Here is a 25,312-nt window from a genome sequence, read left to right on the forward strand (position 1 = left end):
CCGAATCGCGTCCCGGCGCTTCGCGTTTTCAGGGTGCTTCGTCGCGCGCGACCGTGATCTCGTAGGCCCGGACGTCCTCGTCGGCGGCGACGGCGACGCCGACGGTGACGACGTCGCCGTCCGCGATCTCGACGTCGACGCTCGCCACCTCCTCCGTCTCCTCGTGCTCCGTGTTGACGATTCGCCCACGGACGGTGCGCGTGTTCCCGCGTTCGACGTCGCGGCCCTCGACGGTCGCGTAGAGGTCGCCCTCCAGCGTTTCGAGGTCCTTCACGCAGCGCCGGATGGAGGCGTAGCGCCGCGGGAGGGTCGGCGTCTCGTCGTCGGCGAGCAGTTCGGTCTCGGCGGTCGTCCAGAGGACGGTGCCGAAGAAGCCGAGGACGAGGAAGCCGAGCGCGGAGCGATTGAAGATGACGGCGTACTGGTCGGGGTTGGAGCCGACCGCGCCCTGCGTGGCGTAGATGGAGTAGTCGCCGTCGGCGACGGCGAGCAGCGGCGTCGTGACGCCGCGGCGGGCGCGCGCCGCGCTGGCGATGCGGCCGTAGTCGTACGTCCGGCGGTCGGGCGCGTCGGCGGCCGGGGTGACGACCAACTCGACGTCGACGCCGCGCTCGCGTGCCGCCGCGAGTTCGTCCTCGAAGCGCCCGACGAGCGCGGGCGTCAAGGAGAGCGCGAGTTCGTACTCGGCGCGCGTGATGACCTCCTCGAAGTACCGGAGGATGGTGGTCCGGCTCTTGACGAGCGAGACGGCCTCGGTCTCCCGCTCGGGGGCGGTGTAGAGGGATTCGAGGTCGTCCACGAGGTCGGTGAGCGAGGCCCGCAACCCCGCGAAGGCCTCCTCGGGGTCGACGGCGACGACGGTCATCGGGCGCGACTCGCGAATCTCGACGAGCCCGCGGTCCCCGAGGCTACGGACGGTGTCGTAGACGCGTGGTTGTGGAACGTCCGTCCGGTCCGCGATTTCGCTCGCCGTCAGTTCGCCGTGTTCGAGGACGACGAGGTACGCGGCGATCTCGTACTCGCCGAGGTCGAACCCCTCCCCGACGTGTTCGAGGACGGTTCGGAGGTCGGACTCGCTCATGGGCGCACGTGCGCGTCCACCGGGCTAAAAACCACCCGCTTCCGCGGGGCGTCGAGGACAACCCTTTTCGCCACGCCCGCCAATCCGGTGGATATGCCGTGGCCGAGCACCGCCCGAGAGTTCGTCTCGCGCGTTGGGACCCTGATGCACGACTTCGGGCCCGTCGTCGCGGTGCTCGCCGTCGTCGCCGGCTGGTACCTCGGGCGCGTCCTCACGGGCGTCCTCGGTCGACGCGTCGCCCGGCGCTTCATGCGCCCGTCCGTGACGCGCACCGTCCTCCGGCTCATCCGCACGGGCGCGCTCGGCGTGGGCGTGCTCGTCGCCGTCTGGTCGCTCGGACTCGGCCTCGGAAACCTCGTCGTCTCCGTCACGGTCTTCTCCGCCGTGCTCGGTCTCGTCCTCGCGCCCATCGTCGGGAGCATCCTTAACGGCATCTTCGTGCTCGCCGACCAGCCCTACGAGATAGGCGACATGATCGAGTTCACGGACACGGGCCAGCGCGGTTTCGTCGAGGACATCACGCTGCGCTACACGAAGGTGTTCACGCTCGACAACACCTTCCTCGTGATGCCGAACGGCGAGATGCGCGAGGCGAACATCGTGAACTACTCCGCGGAGGACGAACGCACCCGCTGTTCGCTGACCGTCCAGATGACCTACGAGAGCGACATCGCCACCGCCCGCTCGGCCATCGAGCGCGCCGCCGCGACCTGCGACGAGGTCATCGAGGGCGGCCCCGACATCCGCATCGGGAGCGCGCGCTACCCCGCGAAGCCGCGCTGTTACATCGACGAGTACGCCGACAGCGGCGTGAACCTCACGCTGCGCTACTGGGCGAAACAGCCCTACCGGCTCGGTGCCGTCCGCTCCGCCGTCCAGACGCGCATCTGGGACGAGGTGCAGGCCCGCGAGGACGTCGCGTTCGCCTACCCGCACGTCCAGCACGTCTTCGACGAGGAGGAGAGCGGCGAGGCGAAGGTAGCGCTCAGACGGGAACGGTGACGAGTTCGCAGTCGAGTTGCTCGCGGAGGTAGGACTCGACGTCGGGTTCGCCGAGGAGCGAGCGGAGGGCCTTGCGCCAGCGCGAGACCTGTGCGCTCCCGATGACGACGACGTCGGCGTCCTCCGCGGCGACCTCGTCGAGGATGGTCTCCTCGACCATGAAGGAGCGCCGGACGACGTAGCGGGTGCGCTCGACGGTGCCGAAGGCGCGCTCGACGGCGCGCTTGAGGTCGCTCCACGTGACGCGACGGTCGTTCTGGTAGAGATCGACGTGGAGGACGGTGAGGCTGGCGTCGCGGTCAGCGGCGAGGTCGATGGCGGCCTGGAGCGTCGCGCGCGAGTGTTCGGTGAGCGGGTAACGGACCGGCACGACGACGGTTGTCATCACTGTCCCCGAGGGTTCCCCCCGGCCTAAGCGTTCCCCACTGCGACGGGGGAACTTAAGGGCGCGACGCGCCGACGACCGTGTATGTTCGAGGTGGAGACCGACGACGGGACGTTCTACGCCGCGGAGGACGAGGGCGAACGCGGCGACGAGGGGGCGTTCCTCGTCGTCTACCGGACGCCGGACCGGGAGACGCGCTACGGCTGGTACTGCACGAACTGCGAGTCGGTAGACAACGCGATGGATGCGATGGGGACCATCGTCTGTAACGTCTGCGGGAACTACCGGAAGCCGGACGAGTGGGACGCCGCGCACGAATAGCGTCGTTCCGAGCGCGAGCGAGGAACGACGGAGAGACGAGCGGGAGTGAGCGTGGGCGAACGACACGCGAGCAGCGTGGTCGCTCTGCGACCACGGTACGACGAGCGGGGAGCGATAGCGACCCGCGAATAGCGTCGTTCCGAGCGTGAGCGAGGAACGACGGAGAGACGAGCGGTGAAGCCGCGAGTACGGCGGGCGCGCTTCCCCGAGACCTTCTCGCGACGCTCGCGCCGACGCCGCGTTCTCCGACGGTGCGCGACGTCGCGGACGGCTCGCTCGCCGCGACCGCCGGGCTCGCGGGACGTCCCATCGACCCGGACACAAACGTAATGTTTTCTGAGAAAACACTTCTTCGTGGGTGTTTCCCATGAGCGACTCACTATCGGACGTCATCGACGAGGCGGGGAGCGCGCTGGAACTCGTACGGAGTAACTACCTCTATCCCGAGGACTTGTTGGACCTCGGTGGCGACATCCCCTCGGAGTTCTCGAACTGGCGCGAGGAGCAGCGAGCGTGGACGGACGGCGCGACGCTGATGGACCAGTCCCAGCACATGGTGGACTTGATTCTGGAGGGCCCGGAGGCGGTGGAGCTCCTCGCGGACCTCGGAATCAACGACTTCGACGGGTTCGCGCCGGGGAAGGCGAAGCAGTTCGTGGCGTGCAACCCCGACGGCTACGTCATCGGCGACGCGATCCTCTTCTACCTCGACGAGGGGGAACTCGACCTCGTGGGGACGCCGCCGGCGGCGAACTGGGTGGAGTACCACGTCGAGACGGGCGACTACGACGTGACGGCGGAGCGCGAGGAGAACGCGCTGCGACGCGACGGCCCGCCACAGCGGTTCCGCTATCAGGTGCAGGGGCCGAACGCGCTCGACATCATGCGGGAGGCCATCGACGGGCCGCTCCCGGACGTCGCGTTCTTCAACTTCGATACGGTGACCATCGCGGGCCACGACGTCGAGGCGCTGCGCCACGGGATGCTGAGCGAGGCGGGCCTCGAACTCTTCGGCCCGTGGGAGTACCGCGAGGACGTCCGCGAGGCCATCGTGGACGCCGGCGAGGGGTACGGGCTCGTCCCCTGCGGGATGAAGGCCTACTTCACGAACAACGTCAACGGCTGGGTGCCCGCGCCGCTCCCCGCCGTCTACAGCGAGAGCACGGCGGAGTACCGGGAGTGGCTCGGCGACCGGGGGTGGGAGGCCGGCTTCTCCGTCGGCGGGAGCCTCCGCGCGGACGACGTGAGCGACTACTACCTGAACCCCATCGAGATCGGCTACGGCTCCTTCGTCGACTTCGACCACGACTTCGTCGGGAAGGAGGCGGTGCGCGAGATGACGGCGCGCGACCAGCGCACGAAGGTCTCGCTCATCTGGGACCGGGACGACGTCGTCGACGCGACGGCGGGCCTCTTCGAGGACCCGACGACGAAGTCGATGGACTTCCCGCGCCCGCAGTACGCGCTGTCGATGTACGACCGCGTGGAGGTGGACGGCGAGACCGTGGGTATCTCGAAGTGGCCGTGCTACCGCGACCACGTCCAGGAGATGATGTCGCTCGGAATCGTCGATTCGGACCTCGCCGAACCCGGAACGGCGGTCACGGTCGTCTGGGGCGAGGCCGACTCGCCGAAGGCGAACGTCGAACCCCACGAGGAAATCGAGATCGACGCCGTCGTCGAGTCCATCCCCTACCACGACGAGGACAAACGGAAGTCGACGGACTACGGCGGGGCGTGAGACGGCGACGGTGAGAGGACGCGGCGTCGCGGGGTCGTACCGGCGCGCCCGCCTCCCGGCGGGCGTGCGTCCCGTCGGCGCACCTCTCGGCGGGAGCCTCCACCTTTAGGGTCGGCTCGCGCGAACCACGTGGCGTGACCATCACCGCAGCACGGATGGCGGCCGTCGACCGGAACGCGGCCGCCCTCGACGTCTCGACGAAGCAGTTGATGGAGTCGAGCGGGCACGCCCTCGCCCGCGCGGTCCGCGACGTCGCCGCCCCGGGCGACTCGGTGGCAGTCGTCGCGGGCCGCGGGAACAACGGCGGGGACGCCTTCGTCGCCGCGCGCTTCCTCGACGCCGACTTCGACGTCTCCGTCTCGCTCCTCGGCCGCCCGGAGACGATCACGACCGACATCGCCCGCGAGAACTGGGACGCCCTCCGGGCCGCGGAGGTCGACGCCGAGCGCGTCCTCGACTCGACGGCGCTCGACCTCGGCGACCCGGACGTCGTCCTCGACGGCGTGCTCGGGACGGGCGTGACGGGCGCGCCGCGCGAACCCGAGCGCTCGGCCATCGTCGCCGCGAACGAGGCCGACGCGGCGGTCGTCTCCGTCGACGTCCCCTCGGGAATGGACGCGGACACGGGCGACGTGGCGGACGTCGCCGTCGACGCGGACCGCGTGGTGACCTTCCACGACCTGAAGCCCGGACTCGTGGGTCGGGACGACGTGACGGTCGCGGACATCGGCATCCCGGACGCGGCGGAGACGTTCGTCGGCCCCGGCGACCTGCTGTCGCTCGAACGCGACCCGACGGCGCACAAGGGCGACTTCGGGCGCGTGATGGTGATCGGTGGGGGCCCCTACACGGGCGCGCCGGCGCTCTGCGCGCAGGCGGCCCTGCGGGCCGGTGCGGACCTCGCGTACGTCGCCTGTCCGGCCGCCATCGCCGGGGAGGTGCAGGGGTACGCGGCGGACCTCATCGTCGAGTCCTACGAGGGCGAGCGCCTCCGCCCCCGGCACGTCGACGACCTGCTCGCGGCCGCCGCCGACCGCGACGTCGTCGTCATCGGGCCGGGCCTCGGGGGCGCGACGGACACCCTCGACGCCGTCCGCGACTTCCTCGCGGGCTACGACGGGACGGCCGTGGTCGACGCCGACGCGCTCCAGGTCGTGCCCGAGGTCGAGACGGACGCGACTCTCGTCTGTACGCCCCACCAGGGCGAGCTCGTGAAGATGGGCGGCCCGCGCGTCGACGACTGGGAGGAGCGCGCCGCGCTCGTCGCCGAGTTCGCGGCCGACCTCGACGTCACGCTCGTCGTGAAGGGCGCGTACGACGTGGTCTCGGACGGCGAGACGACGCGCGCGAACCGCACCGGGAACCCCGGGATGACCGTCGGCGGGACGGGCGACGTCCTCGCGGGTATCACGGGCGCGATGGCGTCCACGCAGGAGCCCGCGCAGGCCGCCGCGATCGCCGCGTACGCGAACGGGGCCGCGGGCGACGCGGTCGTCGACGAGCAGGGGTACGGCCTGCTCGCCTCCGACCTCTTGGGGGCGATTCCGACGGCGCTGTGGGGGGAGCGATGAGCGACGAAGATGTCGGGTCCGAGGCCGACGCCCAGGACGACGCGGACGGTAACACCCGTGACTCCGACGCCGACGCCGACCTGACACACACCACCGAGTCGGGCGACGTCCAGATGGTGGACGTCGGCGACAAACCCGAGACGGCGCGCCGGGCGGTCGCGCGCGGCGAAATCCACCTCCAGGAGTCGACCGTCACGGCGATTCGCGACGACGAGGTCGGCAAGGGCGACGTCCTCGCCACGGCGCGCGTCGGCGCGGTGCAGGCCGTCAAGCACACCTGGGAGACGATACCGATGTGCCACCAGATACCGATAACGAACGTCGAGACGGCCTTCGACGTCCGGGACGACCGCGTCGTCCTCACCGTCACCGTCGAGACGACCGGGCAGACGGGCTGCGAGATGGAGGCCCTGGAGGGCGTGACGACCGGGCTGAACGTCGTCTGGGATATGGTGAAGGCCGCGGAGAAGCGCGAGGCGCGCGAAGGGGGTCGGGACGGCGACGCCGTGGCGGCGAGTCAGTACCCCGGGACCGCAATCGAGGGCGTCGCGGTCGTCGAGAAGACGAAGCGCGCGCTCGACTGAGCGGAGGCGGCGAGCGTCGTGGTCGCCGGAACCGATACGGGGCCGCCGACCCAGTGCCCGGGCATGGACCTCGGAATCGACGGAACGGTCGCACTCGTCACCGGCGCCAGCAAGGGCATCGGGAACGCCATCGCCGCACAGCTCGCGAACGAGGGCGCGCGCGTCGTCATCTGCTCGCGCGACGCCGACGAACTCGACGCGGCCGCGGCCGACATCGACGGCGAGGTGCTCCCCGTCCGGGCGGACGTGACCGACGACGACGACGTCGCGCGACTGGTCGACGAGACGGTCGCGGAGTACGGCACGCTCGACATCCTCGTGAACAACGTCGGGACGACGGGCCCCTTCGAACCGCTCGCGGACGTCCCGCGCGACGAGTGGCGCGCGGTGATGGAGACGACGCTCTTCTCGACGATGGCGGTCACGCAGGAGGCCCTCCCCTACCTCCGCGAGGACGACTGGGGGCGCATCGTCAACGTCGCCTCCGACGCGGCGCTGATGCCGCACGCGAAGATGCCCCAGTACAGCGCCGCGAAGGCGGGCATGGTGAACCTCACGACGAACCTCTCGCGCGCCTACGCGGACGACGGCCTGCTCGTGAACGCCATCGCGCCCGGGACGACGATGACGCCGCTCGTCGAGGAGATGATGGCGGACATCGCCGCGGAGCGCGGCATCACCGAGGAGGAGGCCGTCCGGGCCTTCCTCGAGGAGGAGAAGCCGATGATCGACGTGGAGCGCTTCGCCGACCCCGAAGAGGTCGCGGGCGTCGTCGCCTTCCTCGCGAGCGACGTCGCCTCCTACGTCACGGGCTCCACGTACCGGGTCGACGGCGGCGCGATTCCCAGCATCGACGTCTAGCTCAGAGCGTCGTCGGGTCGTCGCGGCCGCCGTCGAGGCAGTACCACGCGAGCGCGAGCGCGCCGAGGGAGAGCAGCGGCGTCACCCACGGGAGCGGGCCGGTCGTCGCGCTCTGGAGGTGCGGGTGGAGGCCGAAAACGTAGTCCGCGACGTCGTTCGCGGCGAACCAGCACGCGGTGACGACGAGCGCGAACCGGCTCGTTCGACCGTAATACGGGAGGAGGAACGCTTCTGCGACCATCACGAGGTGCGTGAAGAGGATGCCCCAGTAGCTCCAGACGTCCGGGTAGTACGCGCCGAAGAAGTAGTTGAGCGTGAACGCCGTCCAGAGGCCGTACTTCACCATCGACGCGAACGCGAGCGTGTTCAGGACGTCGAGGAACGGCGAGGAGGGGTAGTAACGCCGGCCGAGCCCCCAGAGGGTGAGGAGGCTCGCGGCCAGCCAGCACAGCGAGAGCGGGCTATCAATGAGCAGCGGCCACGCGAGCACGGGGGTGGCCGTCATCTGTTCGAGGTAGAAGTTCAGCCCGACGAGCACGCCGACGGCGTTCGCACAGAGGAGGAGGACCCGCGAGAGCTCGACGTCGAGGTACGGGGCGGCGACCCGCTCCGGGAGTGGCGTCCACATGGCGGAGCGCTACACCCGGCGGCGTTGTAGGCTTCCCGCCTTCCGGCGTGCCCCCGAGTCGTCGCGTGGACCCGCTCGTGTCGTCGCGCGGTGTACAGCACACGGCGCGCACGGTGGCTTCGCGTTCGGCGGCGGCCTCGCGGCGCCCTCGGTCGACCTCTCTACGCGGAGGCGAGCGTGCTCGCCTTGTCGCGGGACTGCTCGACGACCTTCGGGCGCGCCTCGAAGGCGACGACGACCTCGTCGTCGCCGTACGTCACGTCCTCGACGTGGGCGTTGTCGTGGAGCCACGAGACGACGCTCATCGTTTCGTCCGTCATCGGGAGGACGAGGCGTTCCTTCTCGCGGCGCGGGAGGGCGTACGTGACGCGCTCGCGGAGGTCGTCGAGACCGACCTCCTCGATGGCGCTCACGGCGACCGGGTTCGGCGCGAGCGCGGAGAGCGCCTCGCGTTTCTCCGCGAGCTCCTCGTCGGGGACCTGATCGACCTTGTTGAACACGGTGACGATGGGGGCCTCGTTGCGCTCGGAGAGCGTGTCGTGGGAGGTGGCGAGCTTCTCGCGAATCTCCTCGACGGGCTCGCTCGCGTCCACGACCAGCAGGACGAGGTCGGCCTGATACACCGAGTCGAGCGTCGACTTGAACGACTCGACGAGCCAGTGCGGGAGGTCGCTGATGAATCCGACCGTGTCCGTGAGGAGGACGTCGCGCTCCTCTACGTCCATCCGGCGCGTCGTCGTCCCGAGCGTCGTGAACAGCTCGTCGCGGGATTCGGCGGTCGTGTCGAGGTCCGGGTGGAGCTCCTCGTTCTCGTCGAGGTCGAGGTCCTCGGCGAGCGCGCGCATCAGCGTCGACTTCCCCGCGCTCGTGTAGCCCGCGAGCGCGACGAGGTCGAAGCCGGACTCGCGGCGGCGGTCGCGGCGCTGGCGCTCCGTCGTCTCTATCCGGTCGAGCTCGTCTCTGATACGCGATATCTGGGCCTTGATGTCCTGCTCGCGCGACTCGTCGTACTCCCCGAGACCCATGAAGCCGGGGCGCTCGTCGCGCTTCGCCAGGCTCGCCTTCGCCTCCGCGCGCGGCAGTTCGTAGCGGAGTTCGGCGAGTTCGACCTGGAGTTGGGCCTTCCGGGTCTGCGCGCGCTGGCCGAAAATCTCGAGGATGAGCGTGAAGCGGTCCATCACGGTCACGCCGTCCGGGAGGTGGTCGCCGAGGTTGAACGTCTGGTAGGGGCCGAGACGGTTGTCGAACACCACCGTCTGCGCGCCCGTCTCGGCGACGAGCGCGGCGAGCTCCCCGACCTTCCCCTCGCCGAGCTGGAGGGCGGGGTCGGCCGTGCGACTCTGCGTGACCTCGCCCGCGACCTCGTAGCCGGCCGCGCGGACGAGCTCGCGTATCTCCTCCGTGTCGGGCTCCCCGTCGTCGACGCGTTTCGCCACGACGGCGGAAGCGGTAGATGCGCCTGTCACTCGCGCCCACGTACGCCCCGAACCCACTTAAGCCCAATCCGTCGAGGCGCCCGACCCGTCCGCGAGTTCAGCGCCGAATCTCGAACCCGCCGACGCCCTCGGGGTCCTCGTACGTCACGTCCACGTCCTCGACCGACGCGGCGGGACTGCCCGTCTGGCACCACTCGACCATCGCCTCGACGGCGCCCTCGGGCCCCTCGAAGACCGCCTCGACGCGACCGTCGTCGAGGTTCCGCACCCAGCCGTCGACGCCGCGCTCGCGCGCCGTGTCGCGGGTGCTCGCCCGGTAGTAGACGCCCTGGACGCGCCCGGTGACGTGGACGTGCGCGCGCACTCGCTCGCCGTCGGTCGCGGCCCGTTCGCCAGCCTCCCGCTCGTCGTCGCTCATGCTCGGGCGCTCGCCCGCCGGCCACTTAGCTCCCGTCCTCGTCGTCGCCGCTCCGGAGGTAGTGAAAGACGTAGGTCTGTGTGTAGCCGGCGTTCGGGCCGAAGGCGTCGCGTATCGCGCGCGACGTCTCGGCGTAGTTCCCGCGCGCGCAGTTGGGATAATACTCGTCGATGGCCGTGCGAATCCAGGTGTCGAGCGGGACGGCGTCGCGGTAGCCGAGCGAGAAGAGCGCGATGCAGTCCGCGACCTTGTCGCCGACGCCGACGTACCCCTTCAGGGCCTCGCGGGTGGCCTCCAGGTCCGCCCCGCGGACGTCCGATTCCGTCAGCTCGCCCGACGCCACCATCTCGGCCGTCCGGGCGACGTAGGGTGCCCGATAGCCGAGGCTCAGATCGCGGAGGTCGCCCTCGCTCGCGTCGGCGAGCGCCGCCGGGGTCGGGAAGGCGTGGTACGTCCGGCCGTCGAACGCGACCGGCTCGCCGTACGTCTCGCGGAGCGCCTCCTGCATGGCGAAGATACGGCCGACGCGCATCTGCGCCGAGCAGATGAAGGAGACGAGACAGCCGAAGAACGGGTCCCGAACGATTCGCAGCCCCCAGTAGCGCTCGTAGGCCGCCCGTATCAGGTCGTCGTCGCTCGCGCCCGCGCGAATCGCGTGGAGGTCGTCGTCGAGTGCGAGGAGGTCGAACAGGAGCGACTCGGCGTCCGTCGTGCTCTCCCACTCCAGCAGGCCGTCGCGCTGGCGGACGCGGAGCACCTCGCCGTCGACGACGGTGCTGTACCACGCGTCGCCGCCGCGCGCGCCGTCCGCGTCGTACGTCGCGCCGTCCTCGCGGGTCCAGAGGTAGGTCTGCCCGCTCTCCAGCGTCGCCTGCAGGTCGAAGCCACCGGCGAGGTCGGCGAGCGGTACCGAACCGGTTCGCATTGCGTTCGCTCGGCGGCCCGGCGGCCAAAGCGTGTCGGTTTCCGTCCGCGAGAACAGCCGTCGCTACGCGATGTGTGATACGGACCCGGCTCGTCGTCGGGTTTCAGTCGGCCTGGGCCGCGACTTTCTCCGTGCTCTCCTCGGAGTCCATCGCGGTCGTGATGTCGCCGGCCAGCGCGAAAACAGCCGCCTTGTGGTCGGTCTTCGACTTGTGAATCGATGTCGGTCGAATGCCCAGTTCTTCGTAGTCGTCGAGGTCCAGGGAGGTCTCGCCCTCACACTTCGCGTAGTAGTTGCCTACCTCTGCGAGAAGCCCGTGAAGGTGGATGAGCTCCTGTTTCTTCATGACAACACATCCTATCGCCCGGAGGGTTATAGTATTATCTTGATAACTGTTATCACACGGGTTTTCGGGCCGCAGAACGCGAGAGCCGTCGGTCGGGTGGTCGGGCTGAAACGCTTTTAGGCCGCCGGCGTTTCCGTCCTCTCATGGGATACGACGAGCAACTCGACCGGGCGATGGCGGAGAAATCCGAGATCGACGCCGACGAGTCGCGTTTCGACGTGCCGGACCCGAACGTCCGCACCGAGGGTAACTTCACGGTCTACGAGAACTTCCCGGCGACGCTCGACCGGCTCGACCGCGAGCAGCGCCATGTCCTCCAGTTCATCCAGAACGACCTCGGGACGGCCGCGCAGATCGACGAGAACGGCCGCGCGCGACTCACCGGCGAGTTCGACGCCGACCGAATCGCGGAGGCGCTCGACGACTACGTCGAGCGGTACGTCCGCTGTCCGGAGTGCGGGCTCCCGGACACGAACCTCGTCGAGGAGGGCGACACCACGCACCTGCAGTGTGACGCCTGCGGTGCGCGAACGACCGTCTGAGACGTCAGGACTGCAGGCGCTTCAGGTTCTCCAGGTCGCGCTCGGTGCGCATGAACTCGCTCGTCCGGTAGGTCGCCGCGCAGTCCGGACAGTCGAAGTTCTCATCGGGTGCCGGGAGGTCGGTCGGCGACTCCTCCCAGTGCTTCGTGCAGTCGGGGCACAGCAGTTGGACGTAGGCTTCGTTCGGCATACCCGGGGACTGCGCGGGCCGGCGAAAAAAAGGTACTGGCGGACGCCTCAGTAGTACGAGTCATCCCCGAGGAGTTCGAAGAGTTCGTCGTAGCCGGCGGGGAGCTGCGCGGTGACGTCGTCGAGCTCCGTGTCCGGGACGGCGTCCTCGACGACGTCGACGACGACCTTCGCGTAGAAGGCCGCCTCGGCGGGCTCGACCCGGGCGCGCTGTGAGACGCGCGCGACGTACTCGTCGAAGTCGAAGAGCTGGCCGGAGTCGGCCGCGTGGAGGAAGCGGTCGATCTCCATCGGGAGCGGCCCGGCGAGGTCGGCGGCTTCGTCCGCCTGGAGGCGCTCCCCGAGCGTTTCGAGGACGGCCCGCGTCGCACGGATGGCCTCGCCGCGCGAGGCGAGTTCGAGTCGATGCTGGACGTCGCCGACGAACTCGTCGTGCTTCATGCACTTACGTGATACCGGCGGGCCTTGCCTAAGGCTGGTGGCCACCGGAACGGCGGTCTCCTCTCACTCCGTGAACAGGTGTCCCTCCGTCGGGACGTCGAAGAGGCCGATGCGCGCGCCGGCGTCCAGCCACGCGTGGCCGTAGCTGAACGCCGCGAGGGCGTTCACGGGGTCGTCGTGCTCGCGGAAGTGGCGTCCGTCCTCCAGGTACGAGCGGGCCATCTCCTCGTACTCCGCGGTGGCGTCGGCGAGCGGCGTCCCCTCCGGTGCGACCGGCTCGGCCGCCGCGAGGGCGTCGGCGAGCAGCGCCTCGTAGCGATCCGTCTTCTCGGCGAGGTCGGCGGGCATACCCCTACTGGGTCGCCCGCTCGGCGTAAGGATGTCGTCGTCGTCGTCCCGGTTCACCGCGACTCCCTCCGTTTCGCACGTGCGCACGCGACACCGGCCAGCCTCCCGGGTGGCGCAACCTACAAGCCCCCGAATCCCGTTCTAGGGCGTATGAGCGACGATCCCCGCGTAGAGATTTACACGAAGACGGATTGCCCCTATTGCGAGAAGGCCAAGGACCTCTTCGACGCGAAGGGCGTCGACTACGTGACGTACAACGTCACGGGCGACGAGGAGCGCTTCGCGGAGATGAAAGAGCGCGCGAACGGCCGCGAGACCGCCCCCGAGGTCTTCATCGACGACGAACTCATCGGCGGCTGGGACGACACCTCCGCGCTCGACGCGACGGGCGAGCTCGACGAGAAGCTCGGTATCGCCGACGAGAGCGACGACGACGTCGTTGAGCACCGCCCCCTCATCATCACCGGGACGGGCATCGCGGCGCTCACCGCCGGCATCTACGCGGCGCGCTCGGACAACGACCCCCTCCTCTTCGAGGGCGACGAGCCCGGCGGCCAGCTCACCCTCACGAGCGAGGTCGACAACTACCCCGGCTTCCCCGAGGGAATCAACGGCTCGGAGCTCGTCAACGACATGAAGGAGCAGGCCAAGCGCTTCGGGGCGGAACTCGAACACGGCATCGTCGCCTCCGTCGACGACGACGTCCGTCCGTTCCGCGTCACCCTCGAAAACGGCGACGTCTACACGGCGGACGCCGTCATCGCCGCCTCCGGTGCGTCCGCGCGGACGCTCGGCATCCCCGGCGAGGACGAGCTGATGGGCTACGGCGTCTCGACGTGTGCGACGTGTGACGGCGCGTTCTTCCGCGGCGAGGACATGGTCGTCGTCGGCGGCGGCGACGCCGCGGCCGAGGAGGCCGTCTTCCTCACGAAGTTCGCGGAGACCGTCTACCTCGTCCACCGCCGCGACGAGCTGCGCGCCGAGGACTACTGGGAGGACCGCGTGCAGGAGCACGTCGAGTCCGGCGACATCGAGGTCCTCTGGAACACCGAGGCCACCGAGGTCCACGGGAGCCCGCAGGACGGCGTCGACAGCGTCGACCTCGTCTACCACCCCGAGGGCCACCCGACGGCGAAACTCGACGACGGCCAGACCGAGGAGCGCACGCTCGACGTCGGCGCGTTCTTCGTCGCCATCGGTCACACGCCGAACACGTCCTACCTCGAAGAGACGGAGGTCGAACTCGACGACGAGGGCTACCTCCGCACGCGGGGCGGCCACGGCGCCGGCCAGACCGCGACGGACGTCGAGGGCATCTTCGGCGCGGGCGACGTCGTCGACTTCCACTACCAGCAGGCCGTCACGGCCGCCGGGATGGGCTCGAAGGCCGCCCTCGACGCCGACGAGTACCTCGAAGGCGCGCTGCCCGAGGCCACCGGCGAGGCCGAGGGGAGCGCCGAAGCGCCCGCCGACGACTGAACACGGTCTGCGCTGAGCGGACTGGAGACGCGAGCGGCGACGCGGTTTCGTCTCCCGTTACGACCCGGGGAGGATGTCCCCGAGCGCGGCACCGATGGCCGTGGGCGCCCACGCGACGGCGATGACGCACGCGGCCACCCACGGGTCGCCCCAGTCGACCTGTCCCCAGCCGGTGAAGATGAGCGCCGTGATGCCGAGCGAGATCGTGACGACGCCGGCGAGGCGTCGCGGGAGGAAGCCGAGGATGGGGTCCTTGACGCGGACGTCCTGGATGTCGGCGACGTAGAGGATGCCGTACACCATCGCCACGGTGGCGGCGAGGGTGCCGGCGAGCCCGCCGACGTGTGAGGCGATGTAGACGCCGACGTCGCGCGTTCCGCCCTCGACGACCATCGGCATGGCGAACAGCACGCTCCCGAGGGCGGCCTCGGCGGCGTCCGTGCGGTCGAAGCCGCGGATGACGCGCCCGAACGTGCCGCGATGGCCGAGTTCGCTCGCGGTCGCCATCGCCTCGGCGACGGCCTCCCGACCCGCTTCGCTCTCGACGTGCGCCTCCAGTTCTTCGAGGTCGTCCATCAGGTCGGAGACGTCCGCGCCGTCGTCGTCGCCGTCCGTCGCCGCGTCGCTCATGGTTCGGGCGACGGCGCGGCGATACAAAAAGTCGGCCGCCACGCCTTTGGGTCGACGCCCGTTCACGGCCGCGTATGCCGGAGTACCCGAGCCCCCACGAACTGGAGACCGGGATGACCGTCGAAATCGAGCAGAGCGAGGACGAAGAGCCGATACTCGGCGAGATAGGTGCGGTGATAGGTGAGGCCGACCCGACGGGCGCGGACGTGAAGCTGAAGTCCGGTGCTCGCGGTCGCGTCCGGAAAGTCACCCACCGGTAACTCCGACCACGTCGCGCCGCTCCCTCGTCGCCCCGCGTTCGGGAACGCCTATACGACCGGGCGGCATAGCCCGGCGCATGACCGACCAGACGCCCGCGGGTGACGCGGGCTGGTTCGCCGGCGTCGAGCCCGGCGACACCGACGCCGCGGCCGCGGCGATCCGCGAGGGCGGCACCGAGACGCCCGCCGACTGGCCCGCGCGGGCCGTCGAGGCCGGCTTCGCGGCCCACGCCGACGACTACTACGCGGAACTCCACGAGGCCACGGTGGCGGCGACGCGCCGCGCCGTCCGCGAGGCCGAGTCCGCGGACGACAGACAGGTGGTCCACGCGATCCGCGCGATGGACGACCTCGCGGCGACGACGAACGAGCTCGCGGAGCGCGTCGCGGAGTGGGGCGGCACGACCGACGACGACCCGGGGACGGGCGTTCCGTACGCCCGCGAGCTCGCGGCGCGCGACCCGGAGACGGCGGCCGAGGAGCGAATCGTCTCGCTGGCGGAGCGCGTCGTCGACCTCGCCGCGGAGCGCGACGCCGAGCGGGAGTTCCTCGAACGGACGGTGCCGACCGTCGCGCCGAACCTCGCGTCGATGGCGGGCCCGATACTCGCGGCGCGCCTGATCGACCTCGCCGGCGGGCTGGCGTCGCTCGCCAAGATGCCCTCCGGGACGGTCCAGGTGCTCGGCGCGGAGGACGCGCTGTTCGCGCACCTCCGGGGGAACGCGCCCTCGCCGAAGCACGGCGTCATCTACACGCACGAGTACGTTCGGGGCACCCACCCGGACGAGCGCGGGTCGGCGGCGCGCGCGCTCGCCGGGAAGCTCACCATCGGCGCGCGGATCGACCACTACGCCGGCGACTACCGCCCGGAGGTCGAGGCCGACCTCGACGAGCGCATCGAGACCATCCGCGCGCGCCACGGCGACGAAACGGGGGAAGACGAATGAGCGACGACGAACTCGACCTCCCGGCGGGCGTCGCGCGCCGGGACTTCGGCGACGGGCCCGCGCTCGCCACGCGCGGCGAGCCGGTCTACGGCGAACCCACGGCGGACGGGTGGCGGCGCTGGGACCCGCATCGCTCGAAGCTCGGCGCGACAATCGAGAAGGGCCTCGACACCGGCCTCGCCGCGGACGCCTCCGTGCTCTACCTCGGCGCGGCGAACGGAACGACGGTGAGTCACGTCGCGGACGCCGCCGGGCCGACGTACGCCGTCGAGTTCGCGCCGCGCTCCGCGCGCGACCTGCTCGACGTCGCCGAGGACCGCCCGACTCTCTTCCCCCTCCTGAAGGACGCCCGCAAACCCGAGACGTACGCGCACGTCGTCGAGTCGGGCGTCGACGTGCTCGTGCAGGACGTCGCCACGCGGGGGCAGGCCCGCGTCGCGGTCGAGAACGCGCGGTTCCTCGCGGACGACGGGCGACTCGTCCTCGCGGTCAAGGCCCGGAGCGAGGACGTCACCGCGGACCCCGAGGACGTCTTCGCGGACGCGCTCGACGACCTTCGGGAGGCCTACGAGGTGGTGGCGCGCGAGCGCCTCGAACCGTACCACGACGACCACCTCGCGGTCGTGGCGATCCCCCGCTGAGGGCCGCCTTCGGTACTTATAAACTCGGCCCCCTCGAAAGCCGGGTGAATGACGACGGGTTCGCCGGACGCGTTCAGTGAGCTCGGGACGCTCGGCGTCGAGGAGGAGTTCTTCCTCGTCGACGCCGACGGTCGCCCGACGGCGGGCAGCGACACGCTCGTGTACGAGGCCGACCCGCCGGCGCTCCTCGCCGACCGTATCGACCACGAACTGTTCAAGTTCGTCGTCGAGACCCAGACGCCGAAACTCGACGGGCCGGCCGACGCCGGCGCGGCGATCCGCGACGTCCGGGACGCGCTCGTCTCCTACGCGGCCGAACACGGCTACGGCGTCGCCGCCGCCGGTCTCCACCCGGGCGCACGCTGGCGCGAACACGAGCACGCGGAGAAACCACGCTACCGCTCGCAACTCGAGCGCATCCAGTATCCCCAACATCGGAACACGACCGCGGGCCTCCACGTCCACGTCGGGGTCGACGACGCCGACAAGGCGATGTGGATAGCGAACGAGATACGGTGGTACCTCCCCGTGATGCTCGCGCTCTCCGCGAACTCGCCCTACTGGGACGGCCACGACACCGGCCTCGCCTCCGCCCGCGCGAAGGTCTTCGAGAACCTCCCGAACACGGGAATGCCGACCGCGTTCGACTCCTACGCCGAGTTCGACGCCTTCGAGGAGCGGATGGTCGAGCACGGCTCGATGGAGGACCGCGGCGAGATTTGGTGGGACGTCCGCCCCCACTCGGGGCACGGGACGGTCGAGGTCCGCGCGCCCGACGCCCAGCACGACCCCGCGGTCGTCGAGGCGTTCGTCCGCTACGTCCACGCGCTCGTCCTCGACCTCGCGGAGCGCTACGCGGACGGCGAAGCCGGCTACGGCCACCGGCGCGAGCTCCTCGACGAGAACAAGTGGCGCGCGACGCGCCACGGTCACGACGCCTCCTTCATCGCCCGCAGCGGCGAGGACACGGTGACGCTCGGCGAAGTCGTCGAGCACGAGGTCGAGCGCCTCGGCGTCACGGGCATCAGCGACGTCTACGAGGCGGAGAGCGGCGCGGCGTTCCAGCGCCGCGTCCGCGAGACCGAGGGCGCACGCGCGCTCTACGACGCCATCCGACTCTGAGAGCGAGCGCGAGGACCAGGACGAGCAGGAGGTTTTTACGCGCCCGGAGCTTCCGTTCTCCCGAGACCGACACATGTCCGAGGACACAGCCGACACACCCGAGGACGAGGGGGAGCGAAGCGCGCGTGACCGGCTCGGCGAGAGCGCGGACCGCGCGCGCTCGGGGTTCGACGACCGCGTCGTCGACATCCTCTCGTGGATGCTCGACACCGAGACCCGCGCGCGTATCTACGTCTACCTCCGACAGCACCCGTGGAGCACGAGCGAGGAGGTCGCCGAGGGGACCGGCCTCTACCCGAGCACGGTGCGCGAGGCGCTCGCCGAACTCGCCGACGAGGACACCGTCGAGCGCCGTAAACGCGAGAGCGAGGGGGCCGGCAACAACCCCTACGAGTACACCGCCATCGCGCCGAGCGACCTCGTCGGCGGCGTCGTCGGCGGCGTTCAGGACGAACTGAACACGATATTCACGCTCGGCCGCGAGGACGACGACCAACCGGTCCGCATCGAGGTCGACGGCGACGACGATGACGCCGAGGCTGCCGGCGAAGGGTCGGACGCCGACGGCGAGGCGGACGCGAGCGACGCGAGCGATGCGAGCGATGCGGCCGCGGGCGAGGCGGATAGCGACGACCGGAACGCCTGAGAACCAAACTGCTAAACATGATGGAATCCTCGCCCGGTGTATGAACGTTGCGCTGGGCGGGACGTTCGACCCCATCCACGACGGTCACCGCGCGCTCTTCGAGCGTGCGTTCGAACTCGGGGACGTCACCGTCGGCCTGACGAGCGACGACCTCGCACCCCAGACCCGTCAGGAGGAGCGCCACGTCCGCCCGTTCGCGGAGCGAAAACGCGCCCTCGCCGACGAACTCGAACGGTTCGCCGACGAGTACGGCCGTGACTACGAGGTCCGCGAGCTCTCAGAACCCACCGGCATCGCCGTCGAACCCCAGTTCGACGCGCTCGTCGTCTCCCCCGAGACCGAGAAGGGGGCCGAGCGCGTCAACGAGATACGCCGCGAGCGCGGCTACGACTCCCTCCGCATCGAGGTCGTCCCGCGTGTCGCCGCCGACGACGGCGGCGTCATCTCCTCCACGCGAATCGTCAAGGGCGAAATCGACGAACACGGGAACGTGACACCCGACGCGACCCCGCGCGAGTAGTCGGCCCTACCACGACGGCGGTTCGAGCCCCGCGTCCGCCAGCAACTCCTTCCATCGGCCCTGCACGGATTGCCGCGAGACGTCCGCGGCCTCCGCGACTGCCGTCTGCGAGCGCTGGTCGCCCGCGACGAGCGACCCCGCGTAGATCGCCGCCGCGAGCGCCGCCCGCTTCGACCGCTCCTCCTCCGGGACCCCCGTGAGGAAGAGGTCCTCCGCGCTCGAACGCGCCTCCGCGTCGAGGTCGAGTCTGTCCGCGACGCGGTCGAGCTCCGCCACCCACTCGGCGTTCTCGAACGCGTCGCCCGCGCGATACATATCGCTCCCGAGGGGGTGAAGCGACATAAGCGCACGGCGAAGGCGACACGCTCTTAGGGAACTCGGCCCATCGTCCGTACGCGCACGGGTAGCCAAGCCTGGCCAACGGCGTAGCGCTTAGGACGCTATCCCGAAGGGGTCCGCCGGTTCGAATCCGGTCCCGTGCATTTTCTGTCCGAGCGAAGCGAGGGCGAGAGTTACCTGAACGGACCGCCACGACACCGGCGCACACGCCGAGAAACGTGTTCCCGCCTTACTGGCCGGTAACGACGTCGTCGGCCCGAATCCGCAGGAGGACGCGCTCGCTCTGGATGGGGACGGCGTAGTCGTCACCGGTGTAACGGTGGGCGAGGGCGTCGATGTGTTCGCGCGCGCCGTCGGTCGTGACCGCCGCGACCTCGCCGGTGACGGAGAGGAACCGATAGTCGTCGTCGGGGTCGGTCATGCTCGCGGCAATCGTCGGGTCGCGTTCGGCGTTGCGGGCCTTGCGGCGGTGGCGTTCGGTGTTGACGAGGAGGCGGTCGTCCTCGGCGTCGTAGTCGACCCAGACGGGCGTCGCGTGTGGCGTGCCGTCGGGGTTCATCGTGGTGACGTGCGCGATGGTCGGCTTCTCGAAGAGGTCGTGGTACGCCTCGGGAATCGCGGGCATGCCCGACCCATCGGCGGGGCACGACGTAGTTCTTCGCGTCCCGGCGGACGGACGTCAGACGGGTCACAACCCTTTTTGTGGGTCCACGAGTCCGTAGCACTAATGTCTGCGCTGAAGGGTCTTCTCGGCGAGCTCGTGACGGACGTCGACGCGCTGGTGGCGTTCTCCCCCAGCGGGTCGTATTACGAGCGCGCGCGGGACGCCACCGACGAGGGTGACGTCGACCTGATCGTGGTGGGCGCGGAGAACACGGTCGGCGCGGATGCCTTCGTCGAACTCCCGCTGGAGTTCGCCGAGGTCACCGAACGCGTGCGCTTCGGCATCGAGGGGGCGCTCGACAGCGAGTACGTCGCGGATGGCGACGACGTCGCGTGCGTGACCTCGGTGTTCGACGACGGCGTCGATACGGTCTCGCGGGTGCGCGTCGACGCCGAACGCCATTCGGGCGTCTACGACCTCTTCGTGAACTCGCGGGCCGACCCGGCGGTCATCCGCGACGTCCTCGACGTCGTGATCGAACTCGGGCAGAAGGGTCAGAAGGGTAAGCCAGTCGGTGCGCTGTTCGTCGTCGGCGACGCCGGGAAGGTGATGAACAAGTCCCGGCCGCTCTCCTACAACCCCTTCGAGAAGAGCCACGTCCACGTCGGCGACCCGATCGTGAACGTGATGCTCAAGGAGTTCTCGCGGCTCGACGGCGCGTTCGTCATCAGCGACTCCGGGAAGATCGTCTCCGCGTACCGCTACCTGGAGGGCTCCGCCGAGGGCGTCGACATCCCGAAGGGGCTCGGGACGCGGCACATGGCGGCGGCGAGCATCACGCGCGATTCGAGCGCCATCGCCGTGGTGCTGAGCGAGAGCGACGGGCTCGTCCGCGCGTTCAAGGGCGGTGAGCTCGTCCTCGAACTCGACCCGGAGGCGTATTGATGGACGTCCAGACGCTCGTGATGCGGGACGTCGACTACCTCCTCGCGCTCGGCGTGCTCGTCGTCGGCCTCGTCGCGGGCTACCTCGTCGGGCGGCTGAACGCCCGCCTCCTCCGCGCGGCCGGCGTCCCCGAGGCCGTCGAGGGGACGAGCGTCGAGCGGACCGCGCGGCGCTTCGATACGTCCATCGCCGCGCTCCTCGCGCGCTTCTCCTCGCTCGTCATCTACGCCGTCGCGGTCGTCCTCGCGCTCGCCGTCATGGACCTCGTGGACCTCCGCGCGCTCTGGTACCGCCTCGTCGGCTACCTCCCCGCCGTCGTGTTCGCGCTCGCCGTCCTCGTCTTCGGCGTCCTCGTCGGCGACAAGGCCGAGGTCGTCGTCTCCGAGCGCCTGCGGGGCGTGAAGGTGCCCGAGATCGGCGTCATCCCGCTCGTCGTCAAGTACGGCATCGTCTTCGTCGCGGTGCTCGTCGCGCTCGGCCAACTCGGCGTCGCCACCCTCCCGCTCGTGCTCGTCTTCGCCGCGGCCGCGCTCGCGCTCATCGTCTTCGTCGCCGTGGCGACGAAGGACCTCCTCACCTCGGCCGCCGCGGGCGTCTACGTCCTTCTGAATCAGCCCTACGGCATCGGCGACCGCGTCCGCATCGGCGAGACGAGCGGCATCGTCCAAGAACTCGACGTCTTCGTGACCTACATCGAGGACGACGGCACCGAACACGTCGTCCCGAACGCCCACGTCTTCGAGTACGGCGTCGTAAAAGAGCGCTAGTTCCGTTCCGGCTCTCTCACTCCCGTTCCTCGGCCGTCCCGTCGGCACCATCGTCCACCGTGTCCGCCGCGTCCGCCGTGTCCGCCGCGCCCGTCCCTTCGCCACCGCCACCGCTCGCGTCGCCGTCCCGCGATAGTGGTTCCGCCGGGACGCCCGCGACCGTCGTCCCGGGGGGAACGTCCTCGACGACGAGCGAGTTCGCCGCGACCTGCGCGCCGCGGCCGACCGTGACACCCGGGAGGACGACCGCACCCGCACCGACCATCGCCCGTTCGCCGACGACCACCTCACCCGTCCGGTACTCGTCCTGGAGGAACTCGTGGCAGAGCAGCGTGGCGTCGTAGCCGACGATGGCGTCGTCCTCGACGGTGAGGAGCTCGGGGAAGAAGACGTCGGGCGTCGCCTCCAGGCCGAAGGAGACGCCGTCGCCGACCGTCATCCCGAGGAGCCGGTAGAGGACGACCTTCAGCCGGAGGCTCGGCGAGTGACGCGCGAGCACGATGCAGGCGTAGTTGAACGCGATGCGGGCGAACCCCTTCGCCTCCGGCCAGTGTCGGAGGGCGTTCCGAGGCCCGGGCGTGGGGTGGCGCGCCAGTCGGTCGTGGCGGCGGTCGGTCATACCCGGCGTTCGTCACCGCGTACCGTGAATCCCCTGCTCCCCCGACCGTTTTCGACGGCTGTCGTAGCCAGGGTTTATGGTCGTCGTACCCCTCACTACGTCTAACGAGATGCAAGCGCGACAGATGCCGAAGGGAGTTCCCGAAACGGTCGAATCGGCGCGGGGAAAGCTCGTCTATCTCTTCTTGCAGTTCCACGAGGGTGCGACCCTCGACGAGCTCCGCGACGGCCTCGACCTCCAACGGATTACGCTGTTCAGTGTGCTAAAGACCCTCGAAGAACGCGGCGTCGTCGATCGCGACGGCGAGACGTACGTTACCGCTCGACCGGCCTGAACTCGCCCGTTACGTCCCAATCGTGGATACAGGATACTTCTCCCTCGTCACCCTCGGGTACGCGCCACGCATCGACGTCCTCGTTCCAGGCTTCCGTTCGTCCGCATCGCACGCAGGAGCGTTCTTTCGGAGACCGAATGGTGAGACTCATACACACACGTAATGCGTCGATGAGGTAAAAGGCTACGCTTCTTCGGCAACGATTGTCACTCCCGTCCACGGGTCTATCACGGTCGTTACTCCCAGAATTCGTCCAGCTTCGGCCCGATGAACTCCGGCGTCATCCGAACGAACTCCTCGCGCTCCTCCGCACCGAGATAGCCGTGGACCGACCGGGGCGCGTCCGCCGTGTAGCGCTCGTCGACGAAGGCCCGGACGCCGCGCTCGTCGCGCCCGCGGACGACGCGTCCGATGGCCTGTCGCGCCCGCCGGACCGCCGGCACCGTCAGCGCGTACTCGAAGGCGTTCTCCTCCCCGAACGCGTCCGCGTACGCCCGCTTCACCGCGCGGATTCGGGGCGACGCGACGTTCACGAGCGGGACGCCGACCACCGCACAGCAGTGGAGTTTCTCCCCGTCGTAGTCCACGCCTTCCGTCAGCGTCCCCCGCGTCGAGGTGACGAGCACCTTCCCCGGGCCGCGGAAGAACGCGCGCTTCAGCCGCTCCGTCTCCTCGTCGCTCGAACTCGAATCGACCAGTACCTCCTTCTCGACCGCCTCGGCGAGGTAGTCGCCCGCCCACGCCGCCTCGCGGTAGTTCGGCATGCAGACGAGGACGTTCCCGTGGCTCCGTGCGAGCGTCCGCAGGACGTAGCGGTACTCCTCGCGGGTCGCGTTCGCGTTCTCGCTCGTCGGCGTCCCCCGGTTGCGCGCCGTGAACGCCTCCGCGGCGACCGTCCACGACGCCCGGTTCTCCTCGGGGAACGGCAGGTCGTAGGAGCGCTCCGCGACCGGCCGCGGGTCGTCCGGGTCGTCCGCGAGCGCGTCGAGCCCGACGACCTCCCGAAAGACGTCGAGCGGTTCGAGCGTCGCCGACATCAACACGCCCCCGCCGAGCCCCGCGAAGACGTCGCGCACCGCCCCGCCAGGCATGCAGTTGTACGTCACGAGCCCCGCGGTGTACGTCGCCTCCCACGGCTCGCCGCTCGGCGCTTCCTTCGGCGCGTGCTCCAGTTCTATCTCCCGGAAGTACGTCGCGTGGTCGCGCTCCCACCAGTTCGTGAAGACGGACCCGACGGCCGCACAGACCGTCGAGCGGTCCTCCTCGTCGAGGACGTCCTCGACCGCCGTCCCGACCGCCCGGAGCCGCCGCCAGCAGTCGCCCGCGTACCCCTCGCGCTCCGCCCACCGCGTCAGGTCGTCGGGTTCGGCGACGTCCGGGTCGCGCAAGGGGAGTTCGACGTCGTGCGCCGGCCAGTCGCGCTCGCCGTCGAACTCGTCGGCGAGGCGCTCTCTCACCTCGCCCGTCAGCCACGCCGCGACGTCGTCGTAGAAGTCCCGCGCGCGCTTCACGTCCCCGACCGTCACGTCGAAGTCCGCGAGGTGCGCCGCGACCTCCGATTTCGCCTCCTCGCTCTGATTCGCCCGCGCGACGAGTTCGCTCAGGTCGTTGCGCGCCCGCCGGAGCGTCTGCCGGCCGACGCGCTCCGAGAGCAGGTCGCGCACGCGCTCCTCGATTCGGTGGGCCTCGTCGACGATCACGAACGTCTCCTCGCCGACGACGCCCTCGATGAGCGGCCGGCTCTGCGGGTCGAAGAGGTGGTTGTAGTTCCCGACGATCACGTCCGCCTCGTCCAGCAGGACGCTCTGGACGCGGTGGGGACACGTCCCGGCCTCGACGGCCGCCGGCAGGAGGTCGCGGGAGGTGACGACGTGCTCCTCGCCCGCGGAGAAGTCGATCGGAGAGCCGCGGTTGCGACCGTACCAGTCCGCCTCGAACGGACAGAACAGGGGTTCGTCCTCGTCGAACTCCGCCCCCGCGCTCGGCTGGACGGGGACGTAGGGCGAACTCGCGCCCGCGGTCTCCAGCGTCGACCGGTCGATGGACTCCCGGCCGGGGCGCGCGCTCGCCGCGAGCTCGCGGGCTTTCACGGGGTCCCACCACGCCTCGTCGACGTCCTCGTCCGTCCGTATCGCGGTCAGGTCGTCTATCTCCACGCCGTCGGAGCGCGCCCCGTCGTCGCCCGCCTCCACCAGCCCGGCGGTCGTCTCGCGGAGGTCCTCGCAGCGCTCGTGGGTGCTCGTGTCCGCGGGGAAGACGTCCTCGCGGCCGTACGGGCAGAGGTCGCGCTTGCCGACGAGCGCCACGCTCCTGAGGGGGTCGTCGCTGTCCGCGTTCATCGTCCGGAGGTCGTCGACGAACTGCCGGAGCTGCTGTTTGACGGGCGTGACGACGAGGACGTTCTCGTAGACGCCCGCATCGCAGAGCGTCGCGGCCGCGGTCAGCGCCGCCATCGTCTTCCCCGTCCCGCACGCGCCCTCCATGGCGAGATAGCCGCCATCGCGCCCGACGTCGAGCGCGGCCTCGATGGCGTCCGCCTGATTCTCGTACGGCTCGTCGAAGCCGAAGCGCTCGCGCCACGCGGCCCCCGCGTCCTCGGCGTCGGCGTCGCTCATTCAGGCGTACTGGGGCCCGCTCGCA

General features: G+C 70.1%; 33 protein-coding genes and 1 tRNA gene. 18 read left to right on the plus strand and 16 right to left on the minus strand.

Translation table 11 applies throughout. The annotated features are described in order from the left end of the window. Window positions 1–28: 28 nt before the first annotated feature. Window positions 29–1,081 carry an HTH-type sugar sensing transcriptional regulator TrmB gene (gene trmB / locus IEX84_RS06100; RefSeq protein ID WP_188870939.1) on the minus strand — a complete coding sequence of 351 codons (1,053 nt, stop codon included), beginning with the start codon at window positions 1,079–1,081 and terminating at the stop codon, window positions 29–31. Between the two features lie 93 nt (window positions 1,082–1,174). On the opposite strand from trmB, the gene IEX84_RS06105 reads away from it, so the two are divergent. Next, window positions 1,175–2,083, plus strand: coding sequence for a mechanosensitive ion channel family protein (locus IEX84_RS06105; RefSeq protein WP_188870941.1), 909 nt, complete (start codon window positions 1,175–1,177; stop codon window positions 2,081–2,083). On the opposite strand, the gene IEX84_RS06110 is transcribed toward IEX84_RS06105, so the two are convergent. Continuing rightward, window positions 2,067–2,468, minus strand: a complete 402-nt coding sequence (locus IEX84_RS06110) for a universal stress protein (protein WP_188870943.1) — start codon at window positions 2,466–2,468, stop codon at window positions 2,067–2,069. The two genes, IEX84_RS06105 and IEX84_RS06110, sit on opposite strands and share 17 nt — an antisense overlap. 84 nt (window positions 2,469–2,552) lie before the next feature. Here IEX84_RS06110 and IEX84_RS06115 point away from each other — a divergent pair, with 84 nt between their 5' ends. From IEX84_RS06115 to IEX84_RS06135, 5 genes are all read left to right on the plus strand, one after another. Continuing rightward, complete coding sequence (locus IEX84_RS06115; RefSeq protein ID WP_188870945.1) at window positions 2,553–2,789, plus strand: DUF5816 domain-containing protein; 237 nt, start codon at window positions 2,553–2,555, stop codon at window positions 2,787–2,789. A gap of 367 nt (window positions 2,790–3,156) precedes the next feature. Beyond that, entirely contained in the window at window positions 3,157–4,530 is a 1,374-nt protein-coding gene (locus IEX84_RS06120; protein WP_188870947.1) for an aminomethyl transferase family protein, read from the plus strand. A gap of 134 nt (window positions 4,531–4,664) precedes the next feature. Continuing rightward, entirely contained in the window at window positions 4,665–6,101 is a 1,437-nt protein-coding gene (locus tag IEX84_RS06125; RefSeq protein WP_268237634.1) for an NAD(P)H-hydrate dehydratase, read from the plus strand. Continuing rightward, window positions 6,098–6,685: a cyclic pyranopterin monophosphate synthase MoaC gene (moaC, locus tag IEX84_RS06130; protein WP_188870949.1), complete on the plus strand. Its 588-nt coding sequence runs from the start codon at window positions 6,098–6,100 to the stop codon at window positions 6,683–6,685. Before IEX84_RS06125 ends, moaC begins: the two co-directional genes overlap by 4 nt. Window positions 6,686–6,748: 63 nt before the next feature. After that, complete coding sequence (locus tag IEX84_RS06135) at window positions 6,749–7,546, plus strand: SDR family NAD(P)-dependent oxidoreductase (protein WP_188870951.1); 798 nt, start codon at window positions 6,749–6,751, stop codon at window positions 7,544–7,546. Window position 7,547: 1 nt separating this feature from the next. Here the strand turns inward: IEX84_RS06135 and IEX84_RS06140 are convergent, their stop codons facing one another. The 5 genes from IEX84_RS06140 to IEX84_RS06160 form a co-directional block, all read right to left on the minus strand. Next, on the minus strand, window positions 7,548–8,174 hold the full coding sequence (locus tag IEX84_RS06140; RefSeq protein WP_188870953.1) for a DUF1405 domain-containing protein: 627 nt from the start codon (window positions 8,172–8,174) through the stop codon (window positions 7,548–7,550). Between the two features lie 161 nt (window positions 8,175–8,335). Continuing rightward, a complete protein-coding gene (gene hflX, locus IEX84_RS06145; RefSeq protein WP_188870955.1) occupies window positions 8,336–9,640 on the minus strand; it encodes a GTPase HflX in 1,305 nt (434 codons plus the stop codon). A 67-nt stretch (window positions 9,641–9,707) separates the two neighbouring features. Beyond that, the gene (locus IEX84_RS06150) at window positions 9,708–10,028 is read right to left on the minus strand and encodes an acylphosphatase (protein ID WP_188870957.1); all 321 of its coding nucleotides are present in this window, start codon (window positions 10,026–10,028) and stop codon (window positions 9,708–9,710) included. Window positions 10,029–10,053: 25 nt separating this feature from the next. Continuing rightward, on the minus strand, window positions 10,054–10,953 hold the full coding sequence (locus tag IEX84_RS06155) for a DNA-3-methyladenine glycosylase family protein (protein ID WP_188870959.1): 900 nt from the start codon (window positions 10,951–10,953) through the stop codon (window positions 10,054–10,056). 103 nt (window positions 10,954–11,056) lie between these two features. Then, entirely contained in the window at window positions 11,057–11,299 is a 243-nt protein-coding gene (locus tag IEX84_RS06160; protein WP_188870961.1) for a UPF0058 family protein, read from the minus strand. A gap of 143 nt (window positions 11,300–11,442) precedes the next feature. Here IEX84_RS06160 and IEX84_RS06165 point away from each other — a divergent pair, with 143 nt between their 5' ends. Beyond that, window positions 11,443–11,841, plus strand: a complete 399-nt coding sequence (locus tag IEX84_RS06165) for a translation initiation factor IF-2 subunit beta (RefSeq protein ID WP_188870963.1) — start codon at window positions 11,443–11,445, stop codon at window positions 11,839–11,841. A 4-nt stretch (window positions 11,842–11,845) separates the two neighbouring features. Here IEX84_RS06165 and IEX84_RS06170 read toward each other — a convergent pair whose 3' ends face one another. From IEX84_RS06170 to IEX84_RS06180, 3 genes are all read right to left on the minus strand, one after another. Further along, window positions 11,846–12,031, minus strand: a complete 186-nt coding sequence (locus IEX84_RS06170) for a DUF7836 family putative zinc-binding protein (RefSeq protein WP_188870965.1) — start codon at window positions 12,029–12,031, stop codon at window positions 11,846–11,848. A 47-nt stretch (window positions 12,032–12,078) separates the two neighbouring features. Beyond that, entirely contained in the window at window positions 12,079–12,471 is a 393-nt protein-coding gene (locus IEX84_RS06175) for a DUF2267 domain-containing protein (protein ID WP_188870967.1), read from the minus strand. Window positions 12,472–12,534: 63 nt separating this feature from the next. After that, window positions 12,535–12,819 (minus strand): DUF357 domain-containing protein, encoded by a 285-nt coding sequence (locus IEX84_RS06180; protein WP_188870970.1) that lies wholly within the window; start codon window positions 12,817–12,819, stop codon window positions 12,535–12,537. A 150-nt stretch (window positions 12,820–12,969) separates the two neighbouring features. Here IEX84_RS06180 and IEX84_RS06185 point away from each other — a divergent pair, with 150 nt between their 5' ends. Continuing rightward, window positions 12,970–14,298: an FAD-dependent oxidoreductase gene (locus tag IEX84_RS06185; protein ID WP_188870972.1), complete on the plus strand. Its 1,329-nt coding sequence runs from the start codon at window positions 12,970–12,972 to the stop codon at window positions 14,296–14,298. 57 nt (window positions 14,299–14,355) lie between these two features. Here IEX84_RS06185 and IEX84_RS06190 read toward each other — a convergent pair whose 3' ends face one another. Beyond that, window positions 14,356–14,928 (minus strand): DUF2391 domain-containing protein, encoded by a 573-nt coding sequence (locus IEX84_RS06190; protein WP_188870974.1) that lies wholly within the window; start codon window positions 14,926–14,928, stop codon window positions 14,356–14,358. Between the two features lie 74 nt (window positions 14,929–15,002). Here IEX84_RS06190 and IEX84_RS06195 point away from each other — a divergent pair, with 74 nt between their 5' ends. The 6 genes from IEX84_RS06195 to IEX84_RS06220 all read left to right on the plus strand — a co-directional run bounded on the left by IEX84_RS06195 (window position 15,003) and on the right by IEX84_RS06220 (window position 19,064). Then, complete coding sequence (locus IEX84_RS06195) at window positions 15,003–15,188, plus strand: hypothetical protein (protein WP_188870976.1); 186 nt, start codon at window positions 15,003–15,005, stop codon at window positions 15,186–15,188. Between the two features lie 77 nt (window positions 15,189–15,265). Further along, a complete protein-coding gene (locus IEX84_RS06200) occupies window positions 15,266–16,135 on the plus strand; it encodes an NOP5/NOP56 family protein (protein WP_188870978.1) in 870 nt (289 codons plus the stop codon). Beyond that, window positions 16,132–16,776, plus strand: coding sequence for a fibrillarin-like rRNA/tRNA 2'-O-methyltransferase (locus IEX84_RS06205; protein ID WP_188870980.1), 645 nt, complete (start codon window positions 16,132–16,134; stop codon window positions 16,774–16,776). The genes IEX84_RS06200 and IEX84_RS06205 overlap by 4 nt, the downstream gene beginning before the upstream one ends. Window positions 16,777–16,824: 48 nt before the next feature. Continuing rightward, on the plus strand, window positions 16,825–17,898 hold the full coding sequence (locus IEX84_RS06210; RefSeq protein WP_188870982.1) for a glutamate--cysteine ligase: 1,074 nt from the start codon (window positions 16,825–16,827) through the stop codon (window positions 17,896–17,898). A gap of 73 nt (window positions 17,899–17,971) precedes the next feature. After that, on the plus strand, window positions 17,972–18,544 hold the full coding sequence (locus IEX84_RS06215) for a winged helix-turn-helix domain-containing protein (RefSeq protein ID WP_188870984.1): 573 nt from the start codon (window positions 17,972–17,974) through the stop codon (window positions 18,542–18,544). A 40-nt stretch (window positions 18,545–18,584) separates the two neighbouring features. Then, window positions 18,585–19,064, plus strand: a complete 480-nt coding sequence (locus IEX84_RS06220; protein WP_188870986.1) for a phosphopantetheine adenylyltransferase — start codon at window positions 18,585–18,587, stop codon at window positions 19,062–19,064. Between the two features lie 6 nt (window positions 19,065–19,070). Here IEX84_RS06220 and IEX84_RS06225 read toward each other — a convergent pair whose 3' ends face one another. Next, a complete protein-coding gene (locus IEX84_RS06225; protein ID WP_188870987.1) occupies window positions 19,071–19,379 on the minus strand; it encodes a transcription initiation factor IIB family protein in 309 nt (102 codons plus the stop codon). An 82-nt stretch (window positions 19,380–19,461) separates the two neighbouring features. On the opposite strand from IEX84_RS06225, the gene IEX84_RS06230 reads away from it, so the two are divergent. After that, window positions 19,462–19,546 (plus strand) — tRNA-Leu (locus IEX84_RS06230). 86 nt (window positions 19,547–19,632) lie between these two features. On the opposite strand, the gene IEX84_RS06235 is transcribed toward IEX84_RS06230, so the two are convergent. Next, window positions 19,633–20,028, minus strand: coding sequence for a pyridoxamine 5'-phosphate oxidase family protein (locus IEX84_RS06235; RefSeq protein ID WP_188870989.1), 396 nt, complete (start codon window positions 20,026–20,028; stop codon window positions 19,633–19,635). Window positions 20,029–20,130: 102 nt separating this feature from the next. Here IEX84_RS06235 and dacZ point away from each other — a divergent pair, with 102 nt between their 5' ends. Together dacZ and IEX84_RS06245 are read left to right on the plus strand one after the other, a co-directional pair. Further along, window positions 20,131–20,952, plus strand: coding sequence for a diadenylate cyclase DacZ (dacZ, locus tag IEX84_RS06240; RefSeq protein ID WP_188870992.1), 822 nt, complete (start codon window positions 20,131–20,133; stop codon window positions 20,950–20,952). Then, on the plus strand, window positions 20,952–21,719 hold the full coding sequence (locus tag IEX84_RS06245) for a mechanosensitive ion channel domain-containing protein (protein WP_188870994.1): 768 nt from the start codon (window positions 20,952–20,954) through the stop codon (window positions 21,717–21,719). Before dacZ ends, IEX84_RS06245 begins: the two co-directional genes overlap by 1 nt. A 16-nt stretch (window positions 21,720–21,735) precedes the next feature. On the opposite strand, the gene IEX84_RS06250 is transcribed toward IEX84_RS06245, so the two are convergent. Continuing rightward, complete coding sequence (locus tag IEX84_RS06250) at window positions 21,736–22,338, minus strand: acyltransferase (protein WP_229732325.1); 603 nt, start codon at window positions 22,336–22,338, stop codon at window positions 21,736–21,738. Between the two features lie 109 nt (window positions 22,339–22,447). Between IEX84_RS06250 and IEX84_RS06255 the strand changes: the two genes are divergently transcribed. Next, window positions 22,448–22,672: a TrmB family transcriptional regulator gene (locus IEX84_RS06255; protein WP_229732326.1), complete on the plus strand. Its 225-nt coding sequence runs from the start codon at window positions 22,448–22,450 to the stop codon at window positions 22,670–22,672. On the opposite strand, the gene IEX84_RS14810 is transcribed toward IEX84_RS06255, so the two are convergent. Further along, window positions 22,653–22,823 (minus strand): HEWD family protein, encoded by a 171-nt coding sequence (locus IEX84_RS14810; protein ID WP_326836377.1) that lies wholly within the window; start codon window positions 22,821–22,823, stop codon window positions 22,653–22,655. The two genes, IEX84_RS06255 and IEX84_RS14810, sit on opposite strands and share 20 nt — an antisense overlap. Before the next feature lie 85 nt (window positions 22,824–22,908). Beyond that, window positions 22,909–25,287, minus strand: a complete 2,379-nt coding sequence (locus IEX84_RS06260) for an ATP-dependent DNA helicase (protein ID WP_188870996.1) — start codon at window positions 25,285–25,287, stop codon at window positions 22,909–22,911. Window positions 25,288–25,312: the final 25 nt, after the last annotated feature.

Source organism: Halarchaeum rubridurum, from assembly GCF_014647115.1.
GTDB lineage: Archaea > Halobacteriota > Halobacteria > Halobacteriales > Halobacteriaceae > Halarchaeum > Halarchaeum rubridurum.

What these genes read in the sequence shown, in the direction of transcription:
- trmB (WP_188870939.1), bottom strand. Translation starts at nt 1,081, where the DNA reads ATGAGCGAGTCCGACCTCCGAACCGTCCTCGAACACGTCGGGGAGGGG.
- IEX84_RS06105 (WP_188870941.1), top strand. Translation starts at nt 1,175, where the DNA reads ATGCCGTGGCCGAGCACCGCCCGAGAGTTCGTCTCGCGCGTTGGGACC.
- IEX84_RS06110 (WP_188870943.1), bottom strand. Translation starts at nt 2,468, where the DNA reads ATGACAACCGTCGTCGTGCCGGTCCGTTACCCGCTCACCGAACACTCG.
- IEX84_RS06115 (WP_188870945.1), top strand. Translation starts at nt 2,553, where the DNA reads ATGTTCGAGGTGGAGACCGACGACGGGACGTTCTACGCCGCGGAGGAC.
- IEX84_RS06120 (WP_188870947.1), top strand. Translation starts at nt 3,157, where the DNA reads ATGAGCGACTCACTATCGGACGTCATCGACGAGGCGGGGAGCGCGCTG.
- moaC (WP_188870949.1), top strand. Translation starts at nt 6,098, where the DNA reads ATGAGCGACGAAGATGTCGGGTCCGAGGCCGACGCCCAGGACGACGCG.
- IEX84_RS06135 (WP_188870951.1), top strand. Translation starts at nt 6,749, where the DNA reads ATGGACCTCGGAATCGACGGAACGGTCGCACTCGTCACCGGCGCCAGC.
- IEX84_RS06140 (WP_188870953.1), bottom strand. Translation starts at nt 8,174, where the DNA reads ATGTGGACGCCACTCCCGGAGCGGGTCGCCGCCCCGTACCTCGACGTC.
- IEX84_RS06150 (WP_188870957.1), bottom strand. Translation starts at nt 10,028, where the DNA reads ATGAGCGACGACGAGCGGGAGGCTGGCGAACGGGCCGCGACCGACGGC.
- IEX84_RS06155 (WP_188870959.1), bottom strand. Translation starts at nt 10,953, where the DNA reads ATGCGAACCGGTTCGGTACCGCTCGCCGACCTCGCCGGTGGCTTCGAC.
- IEX84_RS06160 (WP_188870961.1), bottom strand. Translation starts at nt 11,299, where the DNA reads ATGAAGAAACAGGAGCTCATCCACCTTCACGGGCTTCTCGCAGAGGTA.
- IEX84_RS06165 (WP_188870963.1), top strand. Translation starts at nt 11,443, where the DNA reads ATGGGATACGACGAGCAACTCGACCGGGCGATGGCGGAGAAATCCGAG.
- IEX84_RS06170 (WP_188870965.1), bottom strand. Translation starts at nt 12,031, where the DNA reads ATGCCGAACGAAGCCTACGTCCAACTGCTGTGCCCCGACTGCACGAAG.
- IEX84_RS06175 (WP_188870967.1), bottom strand. Translation starts at nt 12,471, where the DNA reads ATGAAGCACGACGAGTTCGTCGGCGACGTCCAGCATCGACTCGAACTC.
- IEX84_RS06180 (WP_188870970.1), bottom strand. Translation starts at nt 12,819, where the DNA reads ATGCCCGCCGACCTCGCCGAGAAGACGGATCGCTACGAGGCGCTGCTC.
- IEX84_RS06185 (WP_188870972.1), top strand. Translation starts at nt 12,970, where the DNA reads ATGAGCGACGATCCCCGCGTAGAGATTTACACGAAGACGGATTGCCCC.
- IEX84_RS06190 (WP_188870974.1), bottom strand. Translation starts at nt 14,928, where the DNA reads ATGAGCGACGCGGCGACGGACGGCGACGACGACGGCGCGGACGTCTCC.
- IEX84_RS06195 (WP_188870976.1), top strand. Translation starts at nt 15,003, where the DNA reads ATGCCGGAGTACCCGAGCCCCCACGAACTGGAGACCGGGATGACCGTC.
- IEX84_RS06200 (WP_188870978.1), top strand. Translation starts at nt 15,266, where the DNA reads ATGACCGACCAGACGCCCGCGGGTGACGCGGGCTGGTTCGCCGGCGTC.
- IEX84_RS06205 (WP_188870980.1), top strand. Translation starts at nt 16,132, where the DNA reads ATGAGCGACGACGAACTCGACCTCCCGGCGGGCGTCGCGCGCCGGGAC.
- IEX84_RS06210 (WP_188870982.1), top strand. Translation starts at nt 16,825, where the DNA reads ATGACGACGGGTTCGCCGGACGCGTTCAGTGAGCTCGGGACGCTCGGC.
- IEX84_RS06215 (WP_188870984.1), top strand. Translation starts at nt 17,972, where the DNA reads ATGTCCGAGGACACAGCCGACACACCCGAGGACGAGGGGGAGCGAAGC.
- IEX84_RS06220 (WP_188870986.1), top strand. Translation starts at nt 18,585, where the DNA reads ATGAACGTTGCGCTGGGCGGGACGTTCGACCCCATCCACGACGGTCAC.
- IEX84_RS06225 (WP_188870987.1), bottom strand. Translation starts at nt 19,379, where the DNA reads ATGTATCGCGCGGGCGACGCGTTCGAGAACGCCGAGTGGGTGGCGGAG.
- IEX84_RS06235 (WP_188870989.1), bottom strand. Translation starts at nt 20,028, where the DNA reads ATGCCCGCGATTCCCGAGGCGTACCACGACCTCTTCGAGAAGCCGACC.
- dacZ (WP_188870992.1), top strand. Translation starts at nt 20,131, where the DNA reads ATGTCTGCGCTGAAGGGTCTTCTCGGCGAGCTCGTGACGGACGTCGAC.
- IEX84_RS06245 (WP_188870994.1), top strand. Translation starts at nt 20,952, where the DNA reads ATGGACGTCCAGACGCTCGTGATGCGGGACGTCGACTACCTCCTCGCG.
- IEX84_RS06250 (WP_229732325.1), bottom strand. Translation starts at nt 22,338, where the DNA reads ATGACCGACCGCCGCCACGACCGACTGGCGCGCCACCCCACGCCCGGG.
- IEX84_RS06255 (WP_229732326.1), top strand. Translation starts at nt 22,448, where the DNA reads ATGCAAGCGCGACAGATGCCGAAGGGAGTTCCCGAAACGGTCGAATCG.
- IEX84_RS14810 (WP_326836377.1), bottom strand. Translation starts at nt 22,823, where the DNA reads ATGAGTCTCACCATTCGGTCTCCGAAAGAACGCTCCTGCGTGCGATGC.
- IEX84_RS06260 (WP_188870996.1), bottom strand. Translation starts at nt 25,287, where the DNA reads ATGAGCGACGCCGACGCCGAGGACGCGGGGGCCGCGTGGCGCGAGCGC.